The sequence below is a fragment of the uncultured Pseudophaeobacter sp. genome (genome assembly GCA_905479575.1).
In the GTDB taxonomy this organism is placed as follows: domain Bacteria; phylum Pseudomonadota; class Alphaproteobacteria; order Rhodobacterales; family Rhodobacteraceae; genus Pseudophaeobacter.
The window spans coordinates 116,040-137,304 of sequence record CAJQNB010000007.1 but is presented as its reverse complement, the minus strand read 5'-3'; the positions used below and the strand labels follow the sequence as shown (position 1 = coordinate 137,304).

At 61.0% G+C, this 21,265-nt stretch carries 21 protein-coding genes; 5 read left to right on the top strand and 16 right to left on the bottom strand.

Going from position 1 to position 21,265, the window contains the following annotated elements:
* The 11 genes from pal to ruvC form a co-directional block, all read right to left on the bottom strand.
* Complete coding sequence (gene pal / locus QZ268_RS02810; protein ID WP_295447621.1) at positions 1–501, bottom strand: peptidoglycan-associated lipoprotein Pal; 501 nt, start codon at positions 499–501, stop codon at positions 1–3.
* Positions 502–614: 113 nt separating this feature from the next.
* A complete protein-coding gene (tolB, locus tag QZ268_RS02805; RefSeq protein WP_295447926.1) occupies positions 615–1,943 on the bottom strand; it encodes a Tol-Pal system beta propeller repeat protein TolB in 1,329 nt (442 codons plus the stop codon).
* Between the two features lie 155 nt (positions 1,944–2,098).
* Complete coding sequence (locus tag QZ268_RS02800) at positions 2,099–3,268, bottom strand: energy transducer TonB (RefSeq protein WP_295447924.1); 1,170 nt, start codon at positions 3,266–3,268, stop codon at positions 2,099–2,101.
* Positions 3,269–3,295: 27 nt separating this feature from the next.
* Complete coding sequence (gene tolR / locus QZ268_RS02795; RefSeq protein ID WP_295447619.1) at positions 3,296–3,802, bottom strand: protein TolR; 507 nt, start codon at positions 3,800–3,802, stop codon at positions 3,296–3,298.
* A 3-nt stretch (positions 3,803–3,805) separates the two neighbouring features.
* Entirely contained in the window at positions 3,806–4,501 is a 696-nt protein-coding gene (tolQ, locus tag QZ268_RS02790; protein ID WP_295447616.1) for a protein TolQ, read from the bottom strand.
* Between the two features lie 189 nt (positions 4,502–4,690).
* On the bottom strand, positions 4,691–5,077 hold the full coding sequence (gene ybgC / locus QZ268_RS02785; protein ID WP_295447613.1) for a tol-pal system-associated acyl-CoA thioesterase: 387 nt from the start codon (positions 5,075–5,077) through the stop codon (positions 4,691–4,693).
* A gap of 95 nt (positions 5,078–5,172) precedes the next feature.
* Complete coding sequence (thpR, locus tag QZ268_RS02780; protein WP_295447610.1) at positions 5,173–5,727, bottom strand: RNA 2',3'-cyclic phosphodiesterase; 555 nt, start codon at positions 5,725–5,727, stop codon at positions 5,173–5,175.
* 3 nt (positions 5,728–5,730) lie between these two features.
* Positions 5,731–6,378: a hypothetical protein gene (locus tag QZ268_RS02775; protein ID WP_295447606.1), complete on the bottom strand. Its 648-nt coding sequence runs from the start codon at positions 6,376–6,378 to the stop codon at positions 5,731–5,733.
* Positions 6,379–6,899: 521 nt separating this feature from the next.
* Positions 6,900–7,931 (bottom strand): Holliday junction branch migration DNA helicase RuvB, encoded by a 1,032-nt coding sequence (gene ruvB, locus QZ268_RS02770; protein ID WP_295447603.1) that lies wholly within the window; start codon positions 7,929–7,931, stop codon positions 6,900–6,902.
* A 111-nt stretch (positions 7,932–8,042) separates the two neighbouring features.
* Positions 8,043–8,738, bottom strand: a complete 696-nt coding sequence (gene ruvA / locus QZ268_RS02765; protein WP_295447600.1) for a Holliday junction branch migration protein RuvA — start codon at positions 8,736–8,738, stop codon at positions 8,043–8,045.
* Positions 8,735–9,232 carry a crossover junction endodeoxyribonuclease RuvC gene (gene ruvC / locus QZ268_RS02760; protein WP_295447597.1) on the bottom strand — a complete coding sequence of 166 codons (498 nt, stop codon included), beginning with the start codon at positions 9,230–9,232 and terminating at the stop codon, positions 8,735–8,737. The genes ruvA and ruvC overlap by 4 nt, the downstream gene beginning before the upstream one ends.
* Before the next feature lie 370 nt (positions 9,233–9,602).
* Here ruvC and QZ268_RS02755 point away from each other — a divergent pair, with 370 nt between their 5' ends.
* The gene (locus tag QZ268_RS02755) at positions 9,603–9,821 is read left to right on the top strand and encodes a DUF1127 domain-containing protein (protein ID WP_295447594.1); all 219 of its coding nucleotides are present in this window, start codon (positions 9,603–9,605) and stop codon (positions 9,819–9,821) included.
* A 406-nt stretch (positions 9,822–10,227) separates the two neighbouring features.
* Here the strand turns inward: QZ268_RS02755 and QZ268_RS02750 are convergent, their stop codons facing one another.
* The 3 genes from QZ268_RS02750 to QZ268_RS02740 all read right to left on the bottom strand — a co-directional run bounded on the left by QZ268_RS02750 (position 10,228) and on the right by QZ268_RS02740 (position 12,903).
* On the bottom strand, positions 10,228–10,572 hold the full coding sequence (locus tag QZ268_RS02750) for a hypothetical protein (protein ID WP_295447590.1): 345 nt from the start codon (positions 10,570–10,572) through the stop codon (positions 10,228–10,230).
* A gap of 104 nt (positions 10,573–10,676) precedes the next feature.
* A complete protein-coding gene (locus QZ268_RS02745; RefSeq protein WP_295447587.1) occupies positions 10,677–11,549 on the bottom strand; it encodes a 50S ribosomal protein L11 methyltransferase in 873 nt (290 codons plus the stop codon).
* Between the two features lie 118 nt (positions 11,550–11,667).
* Positions 11,668–12,903 (bottom strand): MFS transporter, encoded by a 1,236-nt coding sequence (locus QZ268_RS02740; RefSeq protein WP_295447584.1) that lies wholly within the window; start codon positions 12,901–12,903, stop codon positions 11,668–11,670.
* A gap of 240 nt (positions 12,904–13,143) precedes the next feature.
* On the opposite strand from QZ268_RS02740, the gene QZ268_RS02735 reads away from it, so the two are divergent.
* Complete coding sequence (locus QZ268_RS02735) at positions 13,144–14,217, top strand: YeeE/YedE family protein (protein ID WP_295447580.1); 1,074 nt, start codon at positions 13,144–13,146, stop codon at positions 14,215–14,217.
* Between the two features lie 146 nt (positions 14,218–14,363).
* On the opposite strand, the gene QZ268_RS02730 is transcribed toward QZ268_RS02735, so the two are convergent.
* Together QZ268_RS02730 and QZ268_RS02725 are read right to left on the bottom strand one after the other, a co-directional pair.
* Positions 14,364–15,671, bottom strand: coding sequence for a M10 family metallopeptidase (locus QZ268_RS02730; RefSeq protein WP_295447577.1), 1,308 nt, complete (start codon positions 15,669–15,671; stop codon positions 14,364–14,366).
* Between the two features lie 370 nt (positions 15,672–16,041).
* On the bottom strand, positions 16,042–18,237 hold the full coding sequence (locus QZ268_RS02725) for a primosomal protein N' (protein WP_295447574.1): 2,196 nt from the start codon (positions 18,235–18,237) through the stop codon (positions 16,042–16,044).
* A gap of 97 nt (positions 18,238–18,334) precedes the next feature.
* Between QZ268_RS02725 and fsa the strand changes: the two genes are divergently transcribed.
* The 3 genes from fsa (at position 18,335) to QZ268_RS02710 (ending at position 21,159) form a co-directional block, all read left to right on the top strand.
* On the top strand, positions 18,335–18,988 hold the full coding sequence (fsa, locus tag QZ268_RS02720; protein ID WP_295447571.1) for a fructose-6-phosphate aldolase: 654 nt from the start codon (positions 18,335–18,337) through the stop codon (positions 18,986–18,988).
* A gap of 380 nt (positions 18,989–19,368) precedes the next feature.
* Complete coding sequence (locus tag QZ268_RS02715) at positions 19,369–20,079, top strand: DUF484 family protein (protein WP_295447568.1); 711 nt, start codon at positions 19,369–19,371, stop codon at positions 20,077–20,079.
* Positions 20,080–20,220: 141 nt separating this feature from the next.
* Positions 20,221–21,159: a tyrosine recombinase XerC gene (locus tag QZ268_RS02710; RefSeq protein ID WP_295447565.1), complete on the top strand. Its 939-nt coding sequence runs from the start codon at positions 20,221–20,223 to the stop codon at positions 21,157–21,159.
* Positions 21,160–21,265 lie beyond the last annotated feature (106 nt).

Sequence of the window (21,265 nt, the reverse complement as noted above, 5' to 3'; positions counted from 1 at the left end):
TTACCCCGTCAATCCACCCGCCAGCACGGTGACGGCACGGCGGTTTTTGGCATAGCAGCTTTCGGCAGAACAAATCTCCAGCGGGCGTTCCTTGCCGTAGCTGACCACTTGGATCCGTGAGCCGGCAATCCCCTGCGAGATCAAATACTCCCGCGCGGAATTGGCGCGACGCTCCCCCAGGGCCAGGTTGTAGATCCGCGTCCCCTGTTCATCGGCATGGCCCTGAATGGTGACGGTGTAATCTGGATTGGCCGTCAACCAGCGCGCCTGGCCTTGCAGGATGGCTTCCGCTGTGGGGTTCAAACTCGACTGATCCACCAGGAACAGCACACGGTCCCCGATGGTTTCTTGAAAATAGGCTGGGCTGGCCGGGTCCAGGTTGGAGCCAATGCCGCCAGGACCGCCGGCGCCGCCCGCTCCGGTATCGTCCCAGGAGGTGTTACTACAGGCTGAAAGCCCCAAGGCCGCAACAAGCACAAATGCCTTCTTAAAACCGCTCATGACAGTGTCTTTTCCTTTGGTTTCTTAGCCCTAATCTATCACAGAGATTGGGCCGATTCTATGCAGGTCTTCCAGTCTTGCGTTTTCATGCCGGTCCGCCCTTTGACCACCTGTTATTTTTGCAACGGTGACCAGGCCGGGTCCGAAGCACCATCCGGGGTGCGCACCGGTTTTAGGTTCCGCCCCAGAATATCCACCGAATACAGCAAGGCCCGGCCATTGGCCCCCTGGGTTTCGCGGGTGAACATGATCACCCGGCCATTGGGGGACCAGCTCGGCCCTTCATCCAGGAAGGAGGCCGTCAGCAGGCGCTCTTCGCTGCCATCCAGCCGCATCACACCAATGTGAAAGCGGCCTTTGCTTTGTTTGGTAAAGGCAATCAGATCTCCACGCGGCGACCAGACCGGGGTGCCATAGCGCCCCTTGCCAAAGCTGATCCGGCGCGCTTCACCACCACTTGCCGCCATGACATATAGCTGCGGCGTACCCGAGCGGTCGCTTTCAAAAACAATCTGGCTGCCATCGGGCGAATAGGACGGCGCTGTCTCGATTGAGGGCGCATTGGTCAGACGCTGACGCGCCCCGGTGGCGATATCCATGGTATAGAGATCGGTGTTGCCGCCCTCGGCCTGCGAATAGACCACAGTATTGCCATCAGGCGCAAAGCGCGGCGCAAAGCTCATGATGCCCTTGTCTGCCGACAGCACCCGGCGCTGCACCTTGCCCACATCCAGCACATGGATCTGCGGAAAGCCGCTCTCGTAGCTGGTATAAAGCACCCGGTCGCCAGTGGGCGAGAACCGCGGCGCCAAAACCAGGGCGGCGCTATTGGTCAGATACTGCACGCCTGCCCCATCATAATCCATAATCGCCAACCGTTTGCGGCGGTCGTTTTTGGGGCCTGTCTCGGAAACAAAAACCACCCGGCTGTCAAAATAGCCGCTTTCGCCGGTGATCCGGCTATAGATGGCATCTGCCACCTTATGCGCCATGCGCCGCCAGCCATCTGTGGTGCCGTTGAATTGCAGGCCCGAGCCCAGCTCCTTGTCGGCAAAGACATCATAGCCGCGAAACCGCACAGTCAATTGCTTGCCATTGACCGAAACCGACCCGGTGATCAACGCCTGGGCATTCACCGCTTTCCAGTCGGCGAATCGCACCGGCGCGTTAAAATCACTCACCGTGGAGATATGCGCCGAAGCGGGAATTTCGCGAAATAACCCGGTGCCGCTGAGATCCGCCGCGACCACCCGGGTGATCTGATTGGCCAGTTCGGCCGCTGCCGGGGTTTCGGGCAGAAAATTGGGCACCGCATAGGGCAAGGGTTCGATCACCCCATCGGTGATTTCGATCCGCAGCGGCCCGTCCTGGGCCTGGGCTGCGCTGCCAGTGGTCAGCAGGGGCGCCGCCACAAGAAGAAGGCTTGCCAAAAGGCCTGTCAGGGTGCGCCTCATGTGCGTCGCGTCCTTTCCGAGGTGAGTATCAGTGCGGTCTATCGGGGCAGTATCGGGGCTTGGGGGTGTCAATGCAGGGGGAAAATCCCCCCTCCCCCTGTCATAGTCGAGCCCCGGCCGAGGCGTGATCAAATTTTGGTGTCTCATTTGATGCGCATCTTTTCTGGATTAAAGGTCATGACGATGTCCCGCCAATGGTCATATTTGTCGCTGGGCAGTTTAAACCCCTTGGCGCCACAGCGGATGATTGCCCGGCGTGCCGCCTCATAGGCCTGTTTGGCAGCTCCGGTTGAACCCCCGGTGCTGGAAACCATGCGGATGGTGCCGGTTTTGGGCCGCCCGTCCGGATCCAGCGAGACCGAAACCTCGACCGTGGTTTTCAGCGCCTCGGTGGACAGCGAGCCGACGTTCCAGCATTTGGAGACCGAAACCCGCAGCGCGTCTTTTTCCCCCGCCGTCAGCGGCGGGCCAGCGGGCTCTGGTGCTGCCACCTCGCCACCACCTGCAATGGCCGCTGCCAAAGCATCCTCAATCGCTGCGGACTGGTCCTCTTCTTGCGGCGTCGTTGGCGTGGCCGGTGTGGGTTCGGCAACCTCGGCAGCGGTGGCTTGCGGCCTGGGTCTTTGTGGCCGTGTTCTGGGCCGGACCGAGGTTGCCGGCGCGGTGACAGGTGGCGCGGGCTCTGCCTCGTCGCTTTCATTGGCTTCGGTGACAATTCGGTCACTGGCAGCCTCGGGGGCGGTGGCTTCCTGCACCTCTTGTTCGCTCAAGGCGCCCTCATCCGGGCTCACTTCGGGCTGCACCAGATCGTCAATTGCCACTTCCTGTTCTGGCGCCTCCACCGGCACCGGGGCCACCCGGTCAGCCGGGCGGACCTGCTCTGGGACCACAGGGCTGGGAACAATCGCCGGGGCGTCCGTTGCCTGCTCGGGCGGGGTTTCCGGTTCTTGCAGCGTATCGGTGATCTCTGGTTCCGGCTCTGGCTCTGGCAGCGCTGCCACTGGCGTTTCCACCACAGGGGCCGGGGTGGCTTGCGGCGCAGTGGTTTCGGGGCGGGTTTCGGGCCGGGTTTCCGGGCGGGCGGACACCTCGGGCGGTTCCTGCGCCGGGTCAGGTGGCGTCAGGTTGCTCGGGGTTTCGGTAACCTCAGGCGCCTGGATCTGCTGGCTCAACCGGGCGAACTCATCAGCCGAGATCACCGCAACCTCTTGTACCGGAATCGGCAAAGGCTCTGACGGCAGCCAGGCGCCAAAGGCCGCCCAGCCCACCAAAAGGCCGTGCCCCGCAAGAGAGATTTTGGTTCCGGTTTGCAGGCCCATAAAACTGCCTCAAGCTCCCGCTTATTGATCCGCGCTGCTGGCTGGCGCGCCTGTGGGGACGGGTCCAGCTGTCGGCTCGGGCCCGGCCACATCCGTCACCAGACCAACATTGGCAAAGCCGCCTGCGTTCAGCGCCCCCATCACCTGCATCACCTCGCGGTAGGAAATCCCACCATCCGCCCGCAGATAGATGCGCTCGGAGGTGCGTTCTGCTGCAATGGCGCGCAGTTTGGAGACCAGCTCAGTCCGCGTCACGGGGGTTGTCTGGATCTGGATCTCACCGCCCAGGATCATCGTCACAGTCAGCGGCTCTTCCTGCTCACTTGGCAGCGCCCCCGCCTCGGTCTTTGGCAGATCCACCGGCACGCCAACCGTGGTCAGCGGCGCCGCCACCATAAAGATGATCAACAACACCAGCATCACATCGACAAAGGGCGTGACGTTGATTTCGGCCATGGGCCGCGCCCGGCCACGCCGCCGCCCACGCCGCCGCGTCTCCGAAGAGTTCTGTTGAACCGCTGCGCCCATGGCTCAGGAATCCAACTGGCGGCTGAGGATGGTGGCAAATTCGTCGGCAAAGGCCTCGTAGCCACCCAGAATACGATCGCTGTCGGCGCTCAGCTTGTTGTAGAACACCACCGCCGGGATCGCCGCCAGCAGGCCAAGCCCGGTGGCCAACAGCGCCTCGGCAATACCGGGGGCAACCACCGCCAGATTGGTGCTTTGCTGCTGCGCAATTTCGATAAAGGCAGTCATAATGCCCCAGACCGTGCCAAACAGCCCGACAAAGGGCGCGGTAGAGCCAACGGTGGCCAGCACCGACAGCCCGCGCTGCAGGTCTTCGGTCTCTTTGGCAATGGCCACATCCATCGAGCGGTCAATCCGCGCCTGAGCACCGGGAATAAGCCCGCCATCGCTACGATGGCTGCGCCGCCATTCCGCCATGCCAGCGGCAAAAATGCGCTCTGAATGGCCCGAAGGCTCCGGCCCCAATTGGTCAAACAGCCCATCCAGCGGCTCGCCGGACCAAAAAGCCTGATCGAACAGCGCTGCCCGGCGGCGGGCCTGACGGTAGTTGATCAGCTTTTGCACGATAATCGCCCACGACCAGATCGAGGCTGCGGTCAACAACAGCATCACCAGTTTCACGGTAAAGGTGGCCCGCGCGAAAAGACCCCACATGGAGAAATCAATCTCCTGCGCCAGCGCCAGAGTTTCTGCTTCCATTTGCCTGCTCAATTCTCTGCCGGATCGCTCCGGTCTTACGTATTTGCCACGCGCCCCAGTTCAGGAGCCCCGAGACGTTCTGCTTGTTGCCATCACTCACGATCAGCCGTCTGTTGCGGCCTTATTTACAGGCACGCTAGCGGAGTTCAGCCGTAAAAGCCAATCAAACAGTGCACAAAGGCGGTAATGTTACAGCAATGCGCGAATCTCTGCCGGAAGCCGCGTTGGCCGCCCGGTTTCAGAAGAGATACACACCGCCGAAACATGGGCCCGAAACAGCGCAGTTTCGCCGCGTTTGACCAGTTGCCCCATATTCAGCCGCGCCGGTGTCAGTTTGGTCACCTCAGTCTCAATCAGCAGCTCGTCGTCGTATTTTGCAGGCGCCAGGTAATCCGCCTCAATCCGCTGCACCACCCAGATCACCCCGGCATCGCGCATGGCGTTTTGATCATTGCCAAGACCACGCACCCAGTCGCTGCGGGCCCGTTCAATGAACCGCAGATAGTTGGCGTGATAGACGATACCGCCCATGTCGGTATCTTCGTAATAAACGCGGACCGGAAAGGTATGGATCATTGGCCTGTGCTCCTGTGCTCTGCTCAGCAACCTAAAACCCATATAAATCAGCTACAAGCCCCGGTAGCCTTGCTGCGGCATGTTCCGTTGCGCTCTCAGGCTGTCTCTGCTTCCAGCGGGTACTGCGCCAGCGCTTCGTAGCGCGCGCCATCTGGCAGCAGTGTCGATTGGTAGAGCGTGATCTGGTGCACCGAAAAGACCGGAGTGGTAAAGCCGCCAAAATGCTGCAGCAGTTGATGGATCGCCTGAACTTGCCCCGGCTGCTGGCGTGCCCCAAACCGTGCCAGTGTCACATGGGGGCGAAACCGGGCGCGCGGCAATGCCATACCGCAGGTCTGCGCCACAGTGCGCAGATGGCGATGCACCGCGGTCAGCGCCGCATTCGGGGTGACTTGCGCGCTCAACACTCTTGGGCTTTTGCCCCCCATGACGCCAAGCCCGCGCAGTTCCAACTGCAGCGGCGCCGCCTTCAGCCTCAGCAACTCCTGGTGCAGTGCCTCCAGCCGCACTTCCGGCTGCTCATCCAGAAAGCTCAGGGTGATATGCAGGTTCTCCCAGGGCACCAGCCGCCCCACCGGGATTTCGTCCTGCAGTCGTTCCAGCAGATCCAAAACCGGATCCGGCAAAGCCAGCCCTAGAAAGCAGCGCATGGCCTACCCCTGTGTTGGCGCCTGCAATCGCGCAAACAACCGCAATGCGTGGGAGGCGTCATTAGCCGAAGGTGGCATCATCCGATCATACCCGGCGGCAATGATCGCGGCAATTTCGGGACGCAGAATTGTGGCACCGGTCTCTGGCAGGATGGCCAGCGGCGAGGTCTCGGCAAAGGCCTGATCCCCCCACAGCAGAATAACCTGCGCCGCCTGGCTCAGCGCCAGGGTTTCAGCCGGCAGTTCAGCCATGGCCCCCTGCATGCGCAAAAACACAAAACTGGCCTGAATGGCGCCGGTGTCATCAAAACGAAAGGCGCGATACTGGCTGGCGTCGGCCGCTTGCAGCCGCGCCACCAATGGCGCCAGATCCGGGATCAGGCGGCCGAGGTCGGGCACATCCAGCAGCTCAGCCCAGTCGCGAAAGAAAAAGAACATCAGGTTGGAGCCAAGTTCCGGGTCGGTTTCCGCCATCGGATGACCCGCCAAGGTCGCCACGGCCTCAATCGCCCCCTTCACCACCGTCAGTGTCTCCTCCTGCACCCCAAACACAATGGGCGCGATGGGACGCCCCCAGCGGGCAAACCCGTAGGAGCCATCGCTGCGGGTAAACAGGGCTTGGATTTCTTCCGGGGTCAGATCCAACGACATGGCGGCACTCCATCAGATTAGGTACAGGCGGGTTGCCGCTCTATGCCCGCCACAGCGCAAAACGGCAAGCCCGCTCAGCCGCGCAGGCAGCCTGCCCCGATATCTGCCCAGACCTGCGGGTCAAGGAGGCCGCAAGGCCCCGCGCAGCGGCCTGTCCTTGAGGCGCCCGCTGCAAAACAATTGAATGCGGCCTCACGGGGCAGACCCGCCCCTTGAGGCCTTCTCAGCAACTCAAACCCGTTTTTTTCAGGTCCCGGCCTCCCTGGCGCGTTGTGATTTCTGCCCCTACGGAAGCCTCCGCCTCAGTTCCCTGCCAATCGGTACAGAACAGAGCGAAGCCCGGCAAATCTGCCATCTCATCTTCCAGAAAACGACGCGAGGAGGTACCGCCCCCCTGCCAAATCACCCTGCCTGCTGGTGACCTTGCTGCCTCTCAGCGCCTGTGACGTCCAAACACCAAGGCCACGCAAACACCAGAGACACGCAAATTGATGTGTCTCGCATGGGGCAATTGCGGTTGCTTAGCCAAACAGATCCGTCGCGCGCGGCGGCGGGGCGATGCCCAAATGGGTCCAGGCCTTCTGCGCCAACATCCGCCCGCGTGGGGTGCGCTGAATCAGTCCTTGTTGCAACAGATACGGCTCAATCACATCTTCCAGCGAGTCACGGCTTTCACTCAGCGCTGCTGACAGCGTCTCGATCCCCACCGGGCCGCCGCTGTAGTTTTCGGCAATCAGACGCAAATAGCGCCGGTCGGCGCCATCCAGCCCCAGCCTGTCCACACCCAGCCGCGTCAGGGCCCCATCCGCCAGGTCTCGGGTGATGCGCCCATCGCCCTCGACCACCGCAAAGTCCACCACGCGGCGCAAGAGCCGCCCGGCGATCCTTGGGGTGCCGCGTGCGCGCCGCGCGATCTCACGGGCGCCCTCCGCATCCGCAGGGGTGCCCAGTTTGCGGGCATTGCGGCTGACGATCTCAAACAGCTCATCCACCGTGTAAAACTGCAAACGGGTGGGAATGCCAAAGCGATCCCGCAGCGGCGTGGTCAACAGCCCCATGCGTGTCGTTGCCCCCACCAGGGTAAAGGGCTGCAACTCAATGCGCACGGTGCGCGCCGCCGGCCCCTCGCCAATCACCAGATCCAGCTCAAAATCCTCCAGCGCGGGATACAGGATCTCCTCCACCACCGGGTTCAGCCGGTGGATCTCATCAATGAACAACACATCCCGCGCTTCCAGATTGGTCAGGATCGCCGCCAAATCGCCCGCCTTGGCCAGCACCGGCCCCGAGGTCATGCGGAAATTCACCCCGAGCTCCCGCGCCACGATCTGTGCCAGGGTGGTTTTGCCCAACCCAGGAGGCCCGTGAAACAGCGTGTGGTCCATCGCCTCACCGCGGCGGCGCGCACTTTCGATAAAGATCCGCAGATTGGCGCGGGCCTCAGCCTGGCCGATAAATTCAGACAGTCCCTGGGGACGCAGGGCGCGGTCGCCATCGCTCGCGCCATCCTCGGGGATCGGCTCGGGGCGCAGGGTTGGGTCAGCGTCGATCATCTGGGCCTCTCTGGGGTTGGCGACATGCTATTGTCTGGCCTTCTATTATCTGGCCTTTGGGTCCGGTTGCGACCGCACTCAGGGGCAGGCCTTCCGGTAACACGATGCACCTCATCCCTTTGGGGCCAGCAGGCGCAACGCTGCGCGGATCAGCGCCGCCTCATCGGCCTCCGGGTTGTCACCCGCCGCCTCGGCCACGGCCGAGGCCGCATCCGCAGGGCTGTAGCCCAGATTGCCAAGCGCCGACAGCGCCCCGGCAGAGGCCGCCGCCGCGCCAGAGGGTTTCTTGGCGGCGGATTTGCGCCCGGGCTTTGGCGCAGCGGCGGCAGCCTCAACCGGCTCCACCACCGCGTCAAGATCAGGCCCCTCCATCGCATCGGGCAGGCTGCCGCCCATGGCCATGACGCCGGGGGCCTTATCCTTGAGATCCAGCACAATACGCTGCGCCGTCTTCGGCCCCACACCTTTGGCCGCTTTGACGCTGCCCCAATCCCCCAGAGCAATGGCGCGGCTGACCCCATCCGGCCCCAGGGTGCCAAGGATCGCCAGCGACACCTTGGCGCCAACCCCCTGCACCGAGGTCAGCAGGCGATGCCATTCCTTTTCCACCAGCGAGGTAAAGCCATAGAGCTGCATCAGATCCTCGCGCACCACCATATCCGTATAGAGCGCCACAGGTTCCCCGACCGCCGGCAGCGTCATCATGGTTCGTTCGGAGCAATAGACCAGATAGCCAACTCCGCGCACATCGATCAACAGATGGTCGCTGGTGCGATAGTCCACACGGCCCGTCAGTTTGCCAATCATGCCCGCACCTCCTTGAGCTGTCTTTGCTGGGTGCCACCGTAATAGGCGTGACAGATGGCAATCGCCAGAGCATCCGCTGCATCGGCGCCTTTGGGATCGCAGCCCGGCAGCTGCAGCTTCACCATATGGATGATCTGCTCCTTGCTGGCATGACCCACGCCCACCACCGTCTTTTTCACCCGGTTGGGCGCGTATTCGCCGGTTGGCAACCCCGCCTTGGCCAGGGTCAGCAGCGCAACCCCACGCGCCTGCCCCAGTTTCAGCGTCGCAACGCCATCCTTGTTCACAAAGGTCTGTTCGATCGCCGCCTGGGTCGGCTGATAGGCCGCGATCACCTCGGTGACCTGATTGTGCAGCGACAACAGCCGCTCGCCCAGATCATCCCCATCAGAGGTACAGACCCCATTGGCCACATGGCTGAGCCGACTGCCCTGCGATTCGATAACACCCCACCCGAGGTTGCGAAGCCCCGGATCAATTCCCAAAATGCGCATGTTCTGCCCGGCCTTTGCCTATGTGTTCAAAGTATTTTTCCACCAATTAGCACAAAAGGCGAACATCGCCAAACGCTTTCCCAGCGCTGCGCACAGCCCCTATGATGCCCCCGCAGCGACAAGACTGCGTGCAAACCCCCAAAACCTGTTCCAAAACCGACCCTTTGCCAAGGCAGCTGCGACATTTCCAAACACTGAGTAAAAAGGCGCAGATTAGCCTTATTTTTAAAGACCAAAGCTATGCTTTCCGCGCATAGGACGCATGCAATTTTCGCTACTTGCGCGGGCAAAATTTCCTCCCTAAATGCGCGAAATCGCATCAACATCCCGTTGCTGCAAAACAGTTCACTCAGATACGAAGGATGAGGATATGGCTGCTTTTGACACGACCCGCACCACCTATGGCTCCACCGGCCTGTTTGGCCGTATCGGCATTGCCTTTGTCGCCCTGACAAGCTCCGTAATGGCTTGGAATGATGCCCGCACATCCAAGAATGCATTGAATGCTTTGTCCGATCGCGAATTGGCAGATATCGGCCTGAGCCGCGCCAATATCGAAGACATCGCAACAGGCAAGCCCGTCTTCTAATACGCACAGAAACGGTCTTATCGGTCATCCTGCGTGCTCCCCGTCAGGATCACACATCCCACCGCCGCGCGCCATCCTGGCCGCGGCGGTTTTGGTTTGACCAAAGGCGCTGCACAGTCCCGCAAGACAGCAAAAAACCGCCCGGCAGAGCCTTGGCTGTTTTGATAGGCGTTGAATATTCGCCCTGCTCTATCTGCGCCGCCCTACCAGACTGGTGCTGTTAGACTGGCCCTATCAGACTGGCCCGTTTTAGACTGGCTGTTGGCATAGTGGTTGCTCGCGGACTGGCCAAATTCAAACTGGCCAAATTCAAACTGGCCGAATTCAAACTGGCCAGGTTCAAAACGGCTGGGTTCAAAACGGCCGGCAAGCGGGGCGCGAACTGCCCTGTCAGAGAATGGCTGTTCTAGCGCAGAATAGGCCCGGCCTGTTGCGCCGCCCAGACAGAGACTGGATCAGACTGCATAATCACCGCACCCAGCCGCTCTATGGCGCTGCCCTCGGTCAGCTTTGCCACCCGTTCATCATAGGTGTCAAAGCCAAGAGCCGCCATCAGGAAGGCCTTGAACAACAGGAAGGCCGCGACAATCAGAATAAGAACTTTTCCGGAGGTGTTAGACCGGATTTTGCGGGGCTCGATTACAATCAGCCCGTCAGACTTAACGCGCGCAGTCGCACCCTGCGAAAAGCCAGCATGCTTGCTCTGCAAACGGGCCACACGACCCCGAAATTCTTGATGTTGAACACTCATAAAGTTGCTCCGAACTAGCCCCCACCAGCGGATAAAACTTTATAGAATCTTAACGATCTGATTCCAAGGGAATTACCTAAAATTAGGCATAAACCTTCGTAAAATCAGCCGTTTCGCTGCAAAAGCAGTGTGGTCCATTCACCAATCACATCGCGTCGCACAAGATTGGTTCCATTCTCGGCATAAACAGAAATGACGCTATCGGCCTGCTCGTTGAGAATGCCGGAAAGAATAGCATAGCCCCCGGGGCGCAGATTGGCGCAAAGATCCGGTGACAGCGCCACCAGCGGACCTTTGAGGATATTTGCAAAGATCAGATCATAGGGCGCCAGTTCTTTCAGTCCGGGGTGGTCAAAGCCTGCGGCCTCCAGGCAGGTGACAGCGCCTTCCATGCCATTGGCCTTGAGGTTGGCCTCGGCCACATCCACCGCCACTTCGTCAATGTCGCTGGCGACAAAATCGCCCTGCCAGACCCGCGCGGCCGCCATGGCCAGAACCGCAGTACCGCAGCCAATGTCAGCCACTTTGGCGCCGACAAACCCTTCTGAAATCAGATGGTCCAGCGCCTTGAGGCAGCCCAAGGTGGTGCCATGGTGGCCGGTACCAAAGGCCATCGCCGCCTCGATGAGCAGCGGAATGCGCCCCTCGGGCACCGTATCGGCGTCATGGCTGCCATAGACATAGAACCGCCCGGCTTCGACCGGTGCCAGCTCGCGGCGCACATGGGCCACCCAATCGGTTTCCGGCAGCTCGGAGACGGCAAATTCCTTGGCGCCATGCAGCGTCGCCAGCAGGGCCAGCCCCGCCTGGTCCGGCGCTTCGGTGAAATAGCCGCCGACCTCCCATAGGCCCGATCCGTCCTCGACTTCAAAAACGCCAACCCCGGTGGGTTCCGGCATCAGGCTTTCCATCGCCTCGCCCAGAGCTTCGGCTTGGGGTTTGCCAGGCAGGGTGGTCAGGGCGGTAAAGGTCGGCATGTCAGATCTCCAGCTGCAGTGCTCTGCGCCTAGGCCCAAGGCCGCCAGAGGTCAAGAGCAGAGCCACGTTCCACCGCTCTGTGCGCTGTTTTCTACAGTCCGCGCTGCTACTGGGCGGCTACTGGGCGGCAACGCGGCTGCGATATTTGGCAAAAATCGTCTCATTGCCCGGCGCCGGATGGCGCGGCACCAGACAGGACAGCCCCAAAGACACCAGCGCCATCGCAGCTGCCAAGGCAAAGACCAGCGAGGGAGAGATCACCCAGAGAAGCCCCAGCAACACCGGCAAAAAGACGGCTGCGATATGGTTGATGGTAAAGGCCACAGCCGCCGTCGGCGCGATATCTGCCGGGTCAGCGATCTTCTGGAAATAGGTCTTCAGCGCCAGCGCCAGGGCAAACAACACGTGATCCACCACATAAAGGCAGGAGGCCAGCAAGACCCCCCAGCCAAACCAGTAGATGCCGCCATAGAGCGCAAAAACCAAGGCAAGGCCGGTGTATTCGATGATCAAGGTGCGGCGCTCGCCAAAAGCGGCCACAAACCGCCCCAACAAAGGCGCCAACAGGATATTGATCACCAGGTTGATCAGGAACAAGCCGGTGACTTCATGCACGTCAAAGCCAAAGCGCTCCACCATCATAAACCCGGCAAAAACGACAAAGATCTGACGCCGCGCCCCGGCCATGAACTGCAACAGGTAATAGAGCCAATAGCGCTGCCGCAGGATCAGCTTTTTGTTCTGTGGCGTGGGCGAGTCAAACTGCGGGTAGACCAGTAGGCACAGCATGGCAATCAGCGTGGTCACGCCGCCAGCCGCCATAAAGACCATATTATAGCTGAGCTCAAAACTCTCCCACAGCAGCACAATCGCCCCATAAACCACAAAGGTTGCCGCCGATCCGGTGGCAAGCAGCCAGCCCAGCATCTGCGGCGCCCGGTCCTTGGGCAGCCATTGCAGCTGCAGCGACTGGTTCACCGTCTCATAATAGTGAAACCCGATCGAACTGAGCAGCGTGATCATCAAAATGCCGCCCAGCGAAGGGAACCAGGCGGTCAACATGGTGGCAATGCCCAGCATCATCAATGAGATCAGCCCAAGCACCTGCTCGCGGACGAACAGGATGATGGCAATCACCCCCACCGCCAGGAACCCCGGAATTTCGCGCACCGTATGCAACAGGCCAATATCGGCGCCGTCAAACTGGGCCACCTCGATGACAAAGTTGTTCAACAGGGCAAACCAGGCATTAAAGGCAATAGGCATGCAGATCGCCATCACAAACAGCAATGTTGTCGGGCGACGCCACAGCGGCAGATCACGGGCCGCATCCAGGGAGAGAGGTTTAAACATGCCTTTCCTTTACGCCTCTTTTTCCGCCAGCGCGAGACCAAAGCAGCCGCCGCACATACTAGCCCGCATCGACGCACATATGACGCACAGAAAAGGGCCTGCAGTGTTGGGCATCGCAGACGTCTAAAACACCGATGTCCACAGAGCCACGCACGGGCAGCGCGCCTATGACCTAAATCAAATCACAAATCAGAATGTGTGTATATAATGTAGCATTTACTTCTTACGGGGGCCAGGGTCATGGATCTGCTTACTCTCATCGAAATCCTGGCCGAACGCCTGGGAGAAGCGCCTTTGGCGGCGCTTTTTGGTCTGCTGACCGGCGTGACCTTTGGCGTCGCTGCCCAGCGCTCTCGCTTTTGCCTGCGCGCTGCCACGGTAGAATTTGCCCGTGGCGGCATGGGGGATCGCATGGCAGTCTGGCTGCTGACCTTTTCAACCGCCGTGGTCTGGGTCCAGGGTGCCGAGCTCCTGGGGCTTATGCGCAGCGCCGATGCCCGCATGATGGCGGTGCCCGGCAGCTGGTCCGGAGCCATCATCGGTGGCTTGATCTTTGGCGTCGGCATGGTGCTGGCACGTGGCTGTTCCGGTCGCTTGCTGGTGCTGGCTGCCACCGGCAATCTGCGCTCTGTTGTCTCTGGCCTGATCTTTGCCGTGGTGGCACAGATGAGCCTCTCTGGCATGTTATCGCCCCTGCGCGACAAAATCGCTGCGCTCTGGGTCACCTCAGGCGGGCGCAACATGGATCTGTTGGTCGAAGCAGGCCTGCCCAACTGGGGTGGGCTGGCGCTGGGGCTGGCAATTGCAGTTGTCGCTCTGGTGCTGGCGCGCCGCAGCCAGATCAGCGCCTCCCGACTGATTTTTGCCTCCGGGGTCGGCTTTGCCGTGGCTCTGGGCTGGGTGCTGACCTACGGGCTGTCGCAGGTGGCCTTTGATCCGGTGCAAATCGAAAGCGCTACCTTCACCGGCCCCTCCGCCCATACCCTGATGTTCTTCCTTGATCGCAACGCCATTCTGGAATTCGACATCGGTCTGGTTCCCGGCGTGTTCATCGGCGCCATGCTGGCCGCCTGGGTCGCCGGAGAGATGAAGCTGCAAGCCTTTGACGATGCCGCCACCATGCGCAAGGCGATGATCGGTGCAGTGTTGATGGGCTTTGGCGGCATGCTGGCGGGGGGCTGTGCCATCGGCGCTGGCGTTACCGGTGGTTCGATTTTTGTTGGAACGGCTTGGGCAGCTCTGTTCTTTATGTGGGTTGGAGCAATGGCAACCGACCTGTTGATTGACCAGCGCATGCAATCGGTAACCACCTAGCCAAGCAAGGCCCTGACCAAACCTTTATCCTGCATCCCAAGTATAGATAATTTTGGAAGGTAAAGAAAAAAGTCTCCTTGGTAGGCAGATACATCAAATCGGCCCCCAGCTAACAGGCTGGAGGCCCAAGAGCTTGTGTCTGCGGCCTAGATAAAGGTGATGTCGTCCGCCAGGGCGTTTAGGTCAAAAACACCGATCAGACGAAGACTGTCATTGGCATCTGCTCCCAGAACTTCACTGTCCCCAAAGTCGAGGGTGACACCCCGCCGACCCACGGTTCCATATTGGTTGACCAATTGCTCCGCGGTTAGTCCGTCGAACTCCAGCGCCGAGAACAAGAGCTCATCCCTGCCCAGAGTGAAGTCGCGGATCTTGTCTGAATCATGACCAAAGCCAAAGAAGAACTCATCAGCACCGCGACCGCCAACCATGAGGTCATTGCCTTCACCGCTGTCCAGGCGATCCGCACCACGGTTGCCAAACAACCGATCATTCATCGCGCCGCCAAACAGTTGGTCGCGACCACCGCCGCCACTGAGCCGGTCGGATCCACCGCCCCCATTCAACGCATCGCGACCACCGTGGCCAGTTATCTGATTGTCCAACTCGTTTCCAACAACTGTGTCATTGCCTGAGCCCATGCGAGCATTTTCGATCTGAGATCCACGCGCGATCGCCAGACTACTGGTCAAATCCGCAACGTCAGAAAAGCTGCCATCATTCAGGTCCAGCCTGTCGTTGGTCGTGCTGTTACGGAGGTCAATCGTATCAGTGCCACCATTGACGCCATCAAACAGGGTAAAAGCAATCGGATCTCGTTCTTCGGTCGCTGGATCGCCATCATCAACCCCAGCATAGAGGGTGGCAAAATGGCGGGACATCGTGTTCCCCTGGCCCCAGGTTGTATCCCCTGCGGCGGCATTAGAGGTGCCGTAGAGCTGTTGGATCGCAACCATATCAGCCATCATCGCACTTGTTGGCTGTGCATAGCTGGCAGTGCCGCCTTCCACCTGATCCTGTGGAATGTAGGACATCACCGAATACTGATAGCTATCATTGGCAAAAATCGCTCCACCAGAGGTGAAATTATAGTTGCCAAGGTGCCCAAGGCCCAGCGCATGGCCAAATTCATGCACATAGGTCGAGAAAGCGTAGGAATCGAGCGTGACCCCATAGAGGTCGAGCCAAGCCTGATCAACATTGACATAGGAGGTGATGATCTCGGTTGGGTCCGATAACATGAATTCGCTCTGTGCAAAGGCACCGCTTTCCTCATCATCGACGATGATGTCGCCACCGCTCTCGACCTCGACAAACTGAATATCCGCTGCCAGTTCCCAGCTTTCAAGCGCCCAACGCGCTAGACGCTGAGCCGCAGAGGTGATGCCCGTGAGATTGACCTCAATCACATAGCCGGCAGAGTTCCCCGGGGTCGCGGAAAAACTATGTTGCACGCTGTTGTTATCACTCCAAAAGCCCGTAGTAAGATAGCTGGCAAACTGATCAAGTGTTCCATCTGGCAGAGGGTCCGGCTCTACAGGTGCAGGTTCCGGGTCAGGCCATTCCAATGTCCCAGAAACGAGATGTCGGCTGGGGTCAAAATTTTGGGTCGCTACACAAAGGTCACACATAGGACTGGGCTCTCGGTTGGTGTTTGTACTTTATTCTGAGCCACTGCCCAGAGACCCGCATGACAGCTTGCCGGCCAGTTCTACTTTTGCAAGAAAATGAGATGAAAATATGGCCGCCGACAAACTTTGGACGAAAGCCTTTCCCCAATTTTAACGACTTTGCCTTACGCCTCAGTAATCCGCTGCCCAGCCTTTAGAAAAAATTCTGCGGGTCAATATCAATGCTCAGCCGCAGATCGCCCTTCATGCGAAAAGGCTTTACCCAACGGCTCAGCGCCTCTTGCAGCGCCACTCCCTTGGCCGCCTTGACCAGTAGTCGTACCCGATGCCGCCCGCGCACCCGGGCAATGGGCGCCGGCGCCGGACCATAGAGCTGCGCGCCAACCTGGCGCAACGGACCATCGTTGCGCGCCAGCGCATTGCCCAGATCAAAAACCTGCGCCAAATCTGATCCCGACAGAATAATCCCCGCCATGCGGCCAAAGGGCGGCACTCCGGCCTCGCGGCGCTGCGCCGCTTCGGCACGCCAGAATTCTTCTTCATCGCCGGTCAGGATAGCGCGGATTACCGGATGCTCTGGTTGAAAGGTCTGCAACAGGGCCTCACCGGGGCGTTCCGCCCGACCCGCCCGGCCCGCCACCTGCCGCATCAATTGAAAGGTGCGCTCCCCCGCCCGCAGGTCTGATCCCTGCAGGCCAAGATCCGCATCAATCACCCCTACAAGGGTCAGCAGCGGAAAGTTATGCCCCTTGGCCACCAGCTGGGTGCCCAGGATAATATCGGCCTCCCCCGCTGCGATCTCCTCAATCCGCGCCTTCAGCGCCCGCGCCGAGGCAAACAGATCCGAGCTCAGCACCGCAATGCGCGCCTCAGGGAACAGCGCTGCGACCTCTTCCCCCAGACGTTCGATACCCGGCCCCACCGGCGCCATCTTGCCCACCACCTGACAGGAGGGGCAAACCTCGGGCACCGGCTTGGTCTCGCCGCACTGATGGCACATCAGCCGTTTCATAAACCGGTGTTCCACCATGCGGGCATCGCAATTGTCGCAGGCCACCTGAGTGCCGCAGGCCCGGCAGATCGTCACCGGCGCAAAGCCACGCCGGTTCAGAAACAACAGCGACTGCTCGCCGCGCTGCATCCGCAGGGCCATCGCCTGTTTCAAGGTCGGAGAAATCCAGGTGGCCGGCGCCAGATCCTCAGCCCGCATATCCACCGCCTTCATGACCGGCAGCACCGCCGTGCCAAAGCGCGCCGTCAGATCAACGCGCTTGTACTTTCCGGCCTCCGCATTGCTCCAGGTCTCCAGGCTGGGGGTGGCCGAGGCCAGCACCACCTGCGCCGAGCACATCGCCGCGCGCAGCACCGACATATCGCGGGCGTTATACAACACGCCTTCTTCCTGCTTGTAGGCGGTGTCATGTTCCTCATCGACAATGATCAGGCCAAGATCGCGAAACGGCAAAAACAACGCCGAGCGCGCCCCGATCACCAGCTGCGCATTGCCCTGGCCGACCATGCGCCAGACCCGGCGGCGCTCGGTCATGGTCGCACCGGAATGCCATTCTGCCGGGGTGGCGCCAAAGCGCTGCTCCACCCGTTTCAAAAACTCTGCCGTCAGGGCAATTTCCGGCAGCAGTACCAGGGCCTGCCGCCCCCTGCGCAGACAGGCCGCCACCACCTCCAGATAGACCTCGGTCTTGCCCGACCCGGTGACACCTTTCAGCAGAGTGGTGCCATAGCTGCCGCTCTGCACCCCTTCAGACAGGGCAGCAGCGGCGCGGCTCTGGTCTTCGGTCAGATCCTTGCTGGGACGGTTGGGATCGAGGGCCGGATAGGGCAGATCGCGGGGCGTTTCCTCTTCGCCCAGCGCCCCCTGCCCCACCAGGCCTTTGACCACCGAAGGCGTCACCCCGGCCATATCCGCCAGCTCCTTGGGCGTAAACGCCATGCCGCCGAACTCTTCCATCACCGCCAGCACCTTGGCCCGTGCCGGGGTCATCCGGTCCGGTTGCGTGTCGCCCAGCCGCAACACCTTGCGCATGGACGGCGGGTCCGACAGGCCGGGCGCGCGGGTGGCCAGCCGCAGCATCATCGACATCGGGGTCAGCGTATAATCGGCGGCCTTGCTCAGAAACTGGCGCATCTCATCGCGCATCGGCGCCAGATCCAGCACCCGGATGACACTGCGCAGCTTGGCCGAATCAAAGTTACCGCCCCCCGCGCCCCAGATCACCCCCAGAACTTTGCGCGGCCCCAGCGGCACCTCGACAAAGGCACCGCGAAAACAGCCGCCCTCGGGGGCGCGATAATCCAAAAGCCGATCAAGAGGTTGCGCGGTCAGCACCGCCACCCTGTCGCCCTGATGGAAAAATTCCTGCCCGCTCACCTGTACCGCCTCCAAACCTCGGGGCTTTTTAATGCCCGCGCCATGCGCTAAAGGCTAGCGCAATCCAGGCCAAACTTTCCCAAAAGGATCCCCGCCGATGAAATTCTTTGTAGACACCGCCGAAATCGACGCCATTGCCGAGCTCAACGACCTTGGTATGGTGGATGGTGTGACCACCAACCCCTCGCTGATCAAAAAATCCGGCCGTGACATTATCGAGGTCACCAAAGAGATCTGCGCCATGGTCACCGGCCCCGTTTCTGCCGAGGTCACCGCAACAGACGCCGAAACCATGATCGCCGAAGGCCGCAAACTGGTCGAGATCGCCGAAAACATCGCCGTCAAAGTGCCACTGACATGGGATGGCTTGAAGGCCTGCAAGGTCCTGTCCGACGATGGCCATATGGTCAATGTGACGCTCTGCTTCTCGGCCAATCAGGCGCTGATCGCCGCCAAGGCCGGTGCCACTTTCATCTCGCCTTTCATTGGCCGCCTGGACGATATCAACCTCGACGGCATGGAGCTGATCAACGATATCCGCCAGATCTATGACAACTACGGCTTTGATACCGAAATCCTCGCCGCCTCGATCCGCTCGGCCAACCATATCCTCGACAGCGCCCTGATTGGTGCCGATGTGATCACCGCGCCCCCGGCCGTGATCAAGTCCTTGGCCAACCACCCGCTGACCGACAAGGGCCTTGCCACCTTCCTTGAGGACATCAAGGCAGCCGACATCAAAATCCTGTAGCAACAGCGCCAGGACTTTTGGGGTCGCCGGGATTTTCGGGGTCCGGGATTTTTGGGGTCAAGGGGCGCCACTTTGGCGCCCACGCGCCAGCGTGGCTCGCCCTTGAGGCCGCAAATTCCCTGACAAGATAGATGCGGCGCGTTTAGGGGCAGTCCTGCCCTTAAACCGCTTCTCAGCCCCTTTTCTTTCTTTTTGCGCCGGGCGCAGCCCGGCGCCCGGCCCAACTGGGGCAAGGGATCTCTGATCCAGCAGCCCTGGGCGGGAGCTCCCCTTTTTGGGGGGCTTTTCTTCGGCCTTTTCCCGCCCGTAACACATTTTTAGCCACTCTGTTCGAAAACCCGTGTTATAACCCGGTCTCAAAGCCCCACAGAGGTTCAAGAATGAGCAGCACCACAGCCAAACTAGACACGCCCCTGCGCGATGCGATTCTGGCAAAGCCAGACGCGGTTCTCGAAGATCAGGGCCTGATGGATGCCCTGGTTTCGGCCAATGAACGCGCCATGGGTTCCAATATCGTTGACCTGCGCGGCATCGCCATGGAACGGATGGAGGCCCGGCTGGATCGGCTGGAAGACACCCACAGGTCGGTGATTGCGGCGGCCTATGAAAACCTCGCTGGGACGAATCAGATCCATCGCGCTGTTCTGCGGCTGCTGGACCCCACCGATTTTGAGGGCTTTTTGCAGGCGCTCAATGGCGACCTGGCCGAGATCATGCGGGTGGATTCGGTTTCTCTGGTGCTGGAAACCCTGCAGGACGATGGCGGTGCCGCAGCCGCGCGCATGGGCGAGATACTCAAGGTGGCCAACCCCGGCTTCATCGACAGCTATGCCGGATCGGACCGCGGCGGGCCAGCCCGTCAGGTTACTCTGCGCCAACTGCAGGGCGGCACCAGCCAGATCTATGGCGACAAGGCCGAATGGATCCGCTCCGAAGCCTGCCTGCGGCTGAATCTCGGCGCCGGCCGCCTCCCTGGTCTGTTGGTGCTGGGCTCGGAAGATCCGCATCAATTCACCCCGCAGCACGGCACCGATCTGTTGACCTTTTTTGCCGGCGTCTTTGAACGCGCCATGTGCCGCTGGCTGGCATGACCCTGGCATGAGCCGCCCTGGCCTATCCCGGCGCCCCGGCCGCCTTGGATCTGCCGCACCGCGCTGCGTGCCACCAAAACATGTGAACTCAGGTGCTTTGGCGCGGCCTATGCCGGGTGGGATGCTGAGGGGGGCACCAAGATGAGCACGCCAGAGGTGCAGATGTTGATCTCTCCGGCTTGCCGTGATGCGCTACAGCTCTGGCTGCAGGGCATCAGTGCGCTGGACGGGGCTGCGGCCAATACCATCAGCGCCTATCAGGGCGATCTCAGCGGCTTTCTCGCCTTTATGACCCGGCACACTGGCGCGCCGCAGGGGCTTGGCGCACTGGCGCGGATCACCACCTCGGACATGCGCGCCTGGATGGCACAGGAGCGCAACTCCGGCACCGGAGCGCGCTCGCTGGCGCGCAAACTCTCTGCGGTGAAAAGCTTTTATCGCTGGCTGGCAGACCGGGAAGGGTTTGAGCCCACCGCCGTTTTGGCAGCACGAGCGCCAAAGTTTCAAAAGAAATTGCCCCGCCCGCTGGACCAGGATGCCGCCCGCGCGGTCATCGAGACCGTCGAGCTGCAGTCCGGCACTGATTGGATCGCGGCGCGAGATGTCGCCGTGGTAACGCTGCTATACGGCTGTGGGCTGCGCATTTCCGAGGCCCTGTCCCTGACCGGCAAAGCCGCCCCCCTGCCGGCCAGCCTGCGTATTCTGGGCAAGGGCGGCAAGGAACGGCTGGTGCCGGTCATCGACGCTGCCCGCGAAGCCGTGCAGCGCTACCTCGCCCTGTCGCCCCATCCCAAAGACGACGACGGGCCGCTGTTTCGCGGCCTGCGTGGTGGAGCGCTCAACCCCCGCCAGATCCAGGGCGCCATGGCCCAGGCCCGGGCGCAGCTGGGGTTGCCTGCCAGTGCCACCCCCCATGCCCTACGCCACAGCTTTGCCACCCATCTGTTGGAAGCCGGCGGCGATCTGCGCTCCATCCAGGAACTTCTGGGCCATGCCTCGCTGTCGACAACGCAGGCCTATACCGCTGTGGATACCGCTCATCTGATGGCGGTCTACAACCGCAGCCACCCCAAGGCCTGATCTGGCGCTTGGCGATACGCCCCGGACCTCAGGCTGATCGCGAATACTGCCCCCTCAAACAGGCCCCTCAAACTGGCCTGCCAAACTGGCCCGGAGATCCGGCCTG

Excerpts from the sequence above, each read along its gene's own strand:
- QZ268_RS02750 (WP_295447590.1), bottom strand. The coding sequence starts at position 10,572 with ATGAGTGTTCAACATCAAGAATTTCGGGGTCGTGTGGCCCGTTTGCAG.
- thpR (WP_295447610.1), bottom strand. The coding sequence starts at position 5,727 with ATGCGCTGCTTTCTAGGGCTGGCTTTGCCGGATCCGGTTTTGGATCTG.
- QZ268_RS02775 (WP_295447606.1), bottom strand. The coding sequence starts at position 6,378 with ATGTCGTTGGATCTGACCCCGGAAGAAATCCAAGCCCTGTTTACCCGC.
- ruvB (WP_295447603.1), bottom strand. The coding sequence starts at position 7,931 with ATGATCGACGCTGACCCAACCCTGCGCCCCGAGCCGATCCCCGAGGAT.
- tolR (WP_295447619.1), bottom strand. The coding sequence starts at position 3,802 with ATGGGCGCAGCGGTTCAACAGAACTCTTCGGAGACGCGGCGGCGTGGG.
- tolQ (WP_295447616.1), bottom strand. The coding sequence starts at position 4,501 with ATGGAAGCAGAAACTCTGGCGCTGGCGCAGGAGATTGATTTCTCCATG.
- ruvA (WP_295447600.1), bottom strand. The coding sequence starts at position 8,738 with ATGATTGGCAAACTGACGGGCCGTGTGGACTATCGCACCAGCGACCAT.
- QZ268_RS02710 (WP_295447565.1), top strand. The coding sequence starts at position 20,221 with ATGAGCACGCCAGAGGTGCAGATGTTGATCTCTCCGGCTTGCCGTGAT.
- pal (WP_295447621.1), bottom strand. The coding sequence starts at position 501 with ATGAGCGGTTTTAAGAAGGCATTTGTGCTTGTTGCGGCCTTGGGGCTT.
- fsa (WP_295447571.1), top strand. The coding sequence starts at position 18,335 with ATGAAATTCTTTGTAGACACCGCCGAAATCGACGCCATTGCCGAGCTC.
- QZ268_RS02755 (WP_295447594.1), top strand. The coding sequence starts at position 9,603 with ATGGCTGCTTTTGACACGACCCGCACCACCTATGGCTCCACCGGCCTG.
- ybgC (WP_295447613.1), bottom strand. The coding sequence starts at position 5,077 with ATGATCCATACCTTTCCGGTCCGCGTTTATTACGAAGATACCGACATG.
- QZ268_RS02740 (WP_295447584.1), bottom strand. The coding sequence starts at position 12,903 with ATGTTTAAACCTCTCTCCCTGGATGCGGCCCGTGATCTGCCGCTGTGG.
- QZ268_RS02745 (WP_295447587.1), bottom strand. The coding sequence starts at position 11,549 with ATGCCGACCTTTACCGCCCTGACCACCCTGCCTGGCAAACCCCAAGCC.
- QZ268_RS02715 (WP_295447568.1), top strand. The coding sequence starts at position 19,369 with ATGAGCAGCACCACAGCCAAACTAGACACGCCCCTGCGCGATGCGATT.
- ruvC (WP_295447597.1), bottom strand. The coding sequence starts at position 9,232 with ATGCGCATTTTGGGAATTGATCCGGGGCTTCGCAACCTCGGGTGGGGT.
- QZ268_RS02735 (WP_295447580.1), top strand. The coding sequence starts at position 13,144 with ATGGATCTGCTTACTCTCATCGAAATCCTGGCCGAACGCCTGGGAGAA.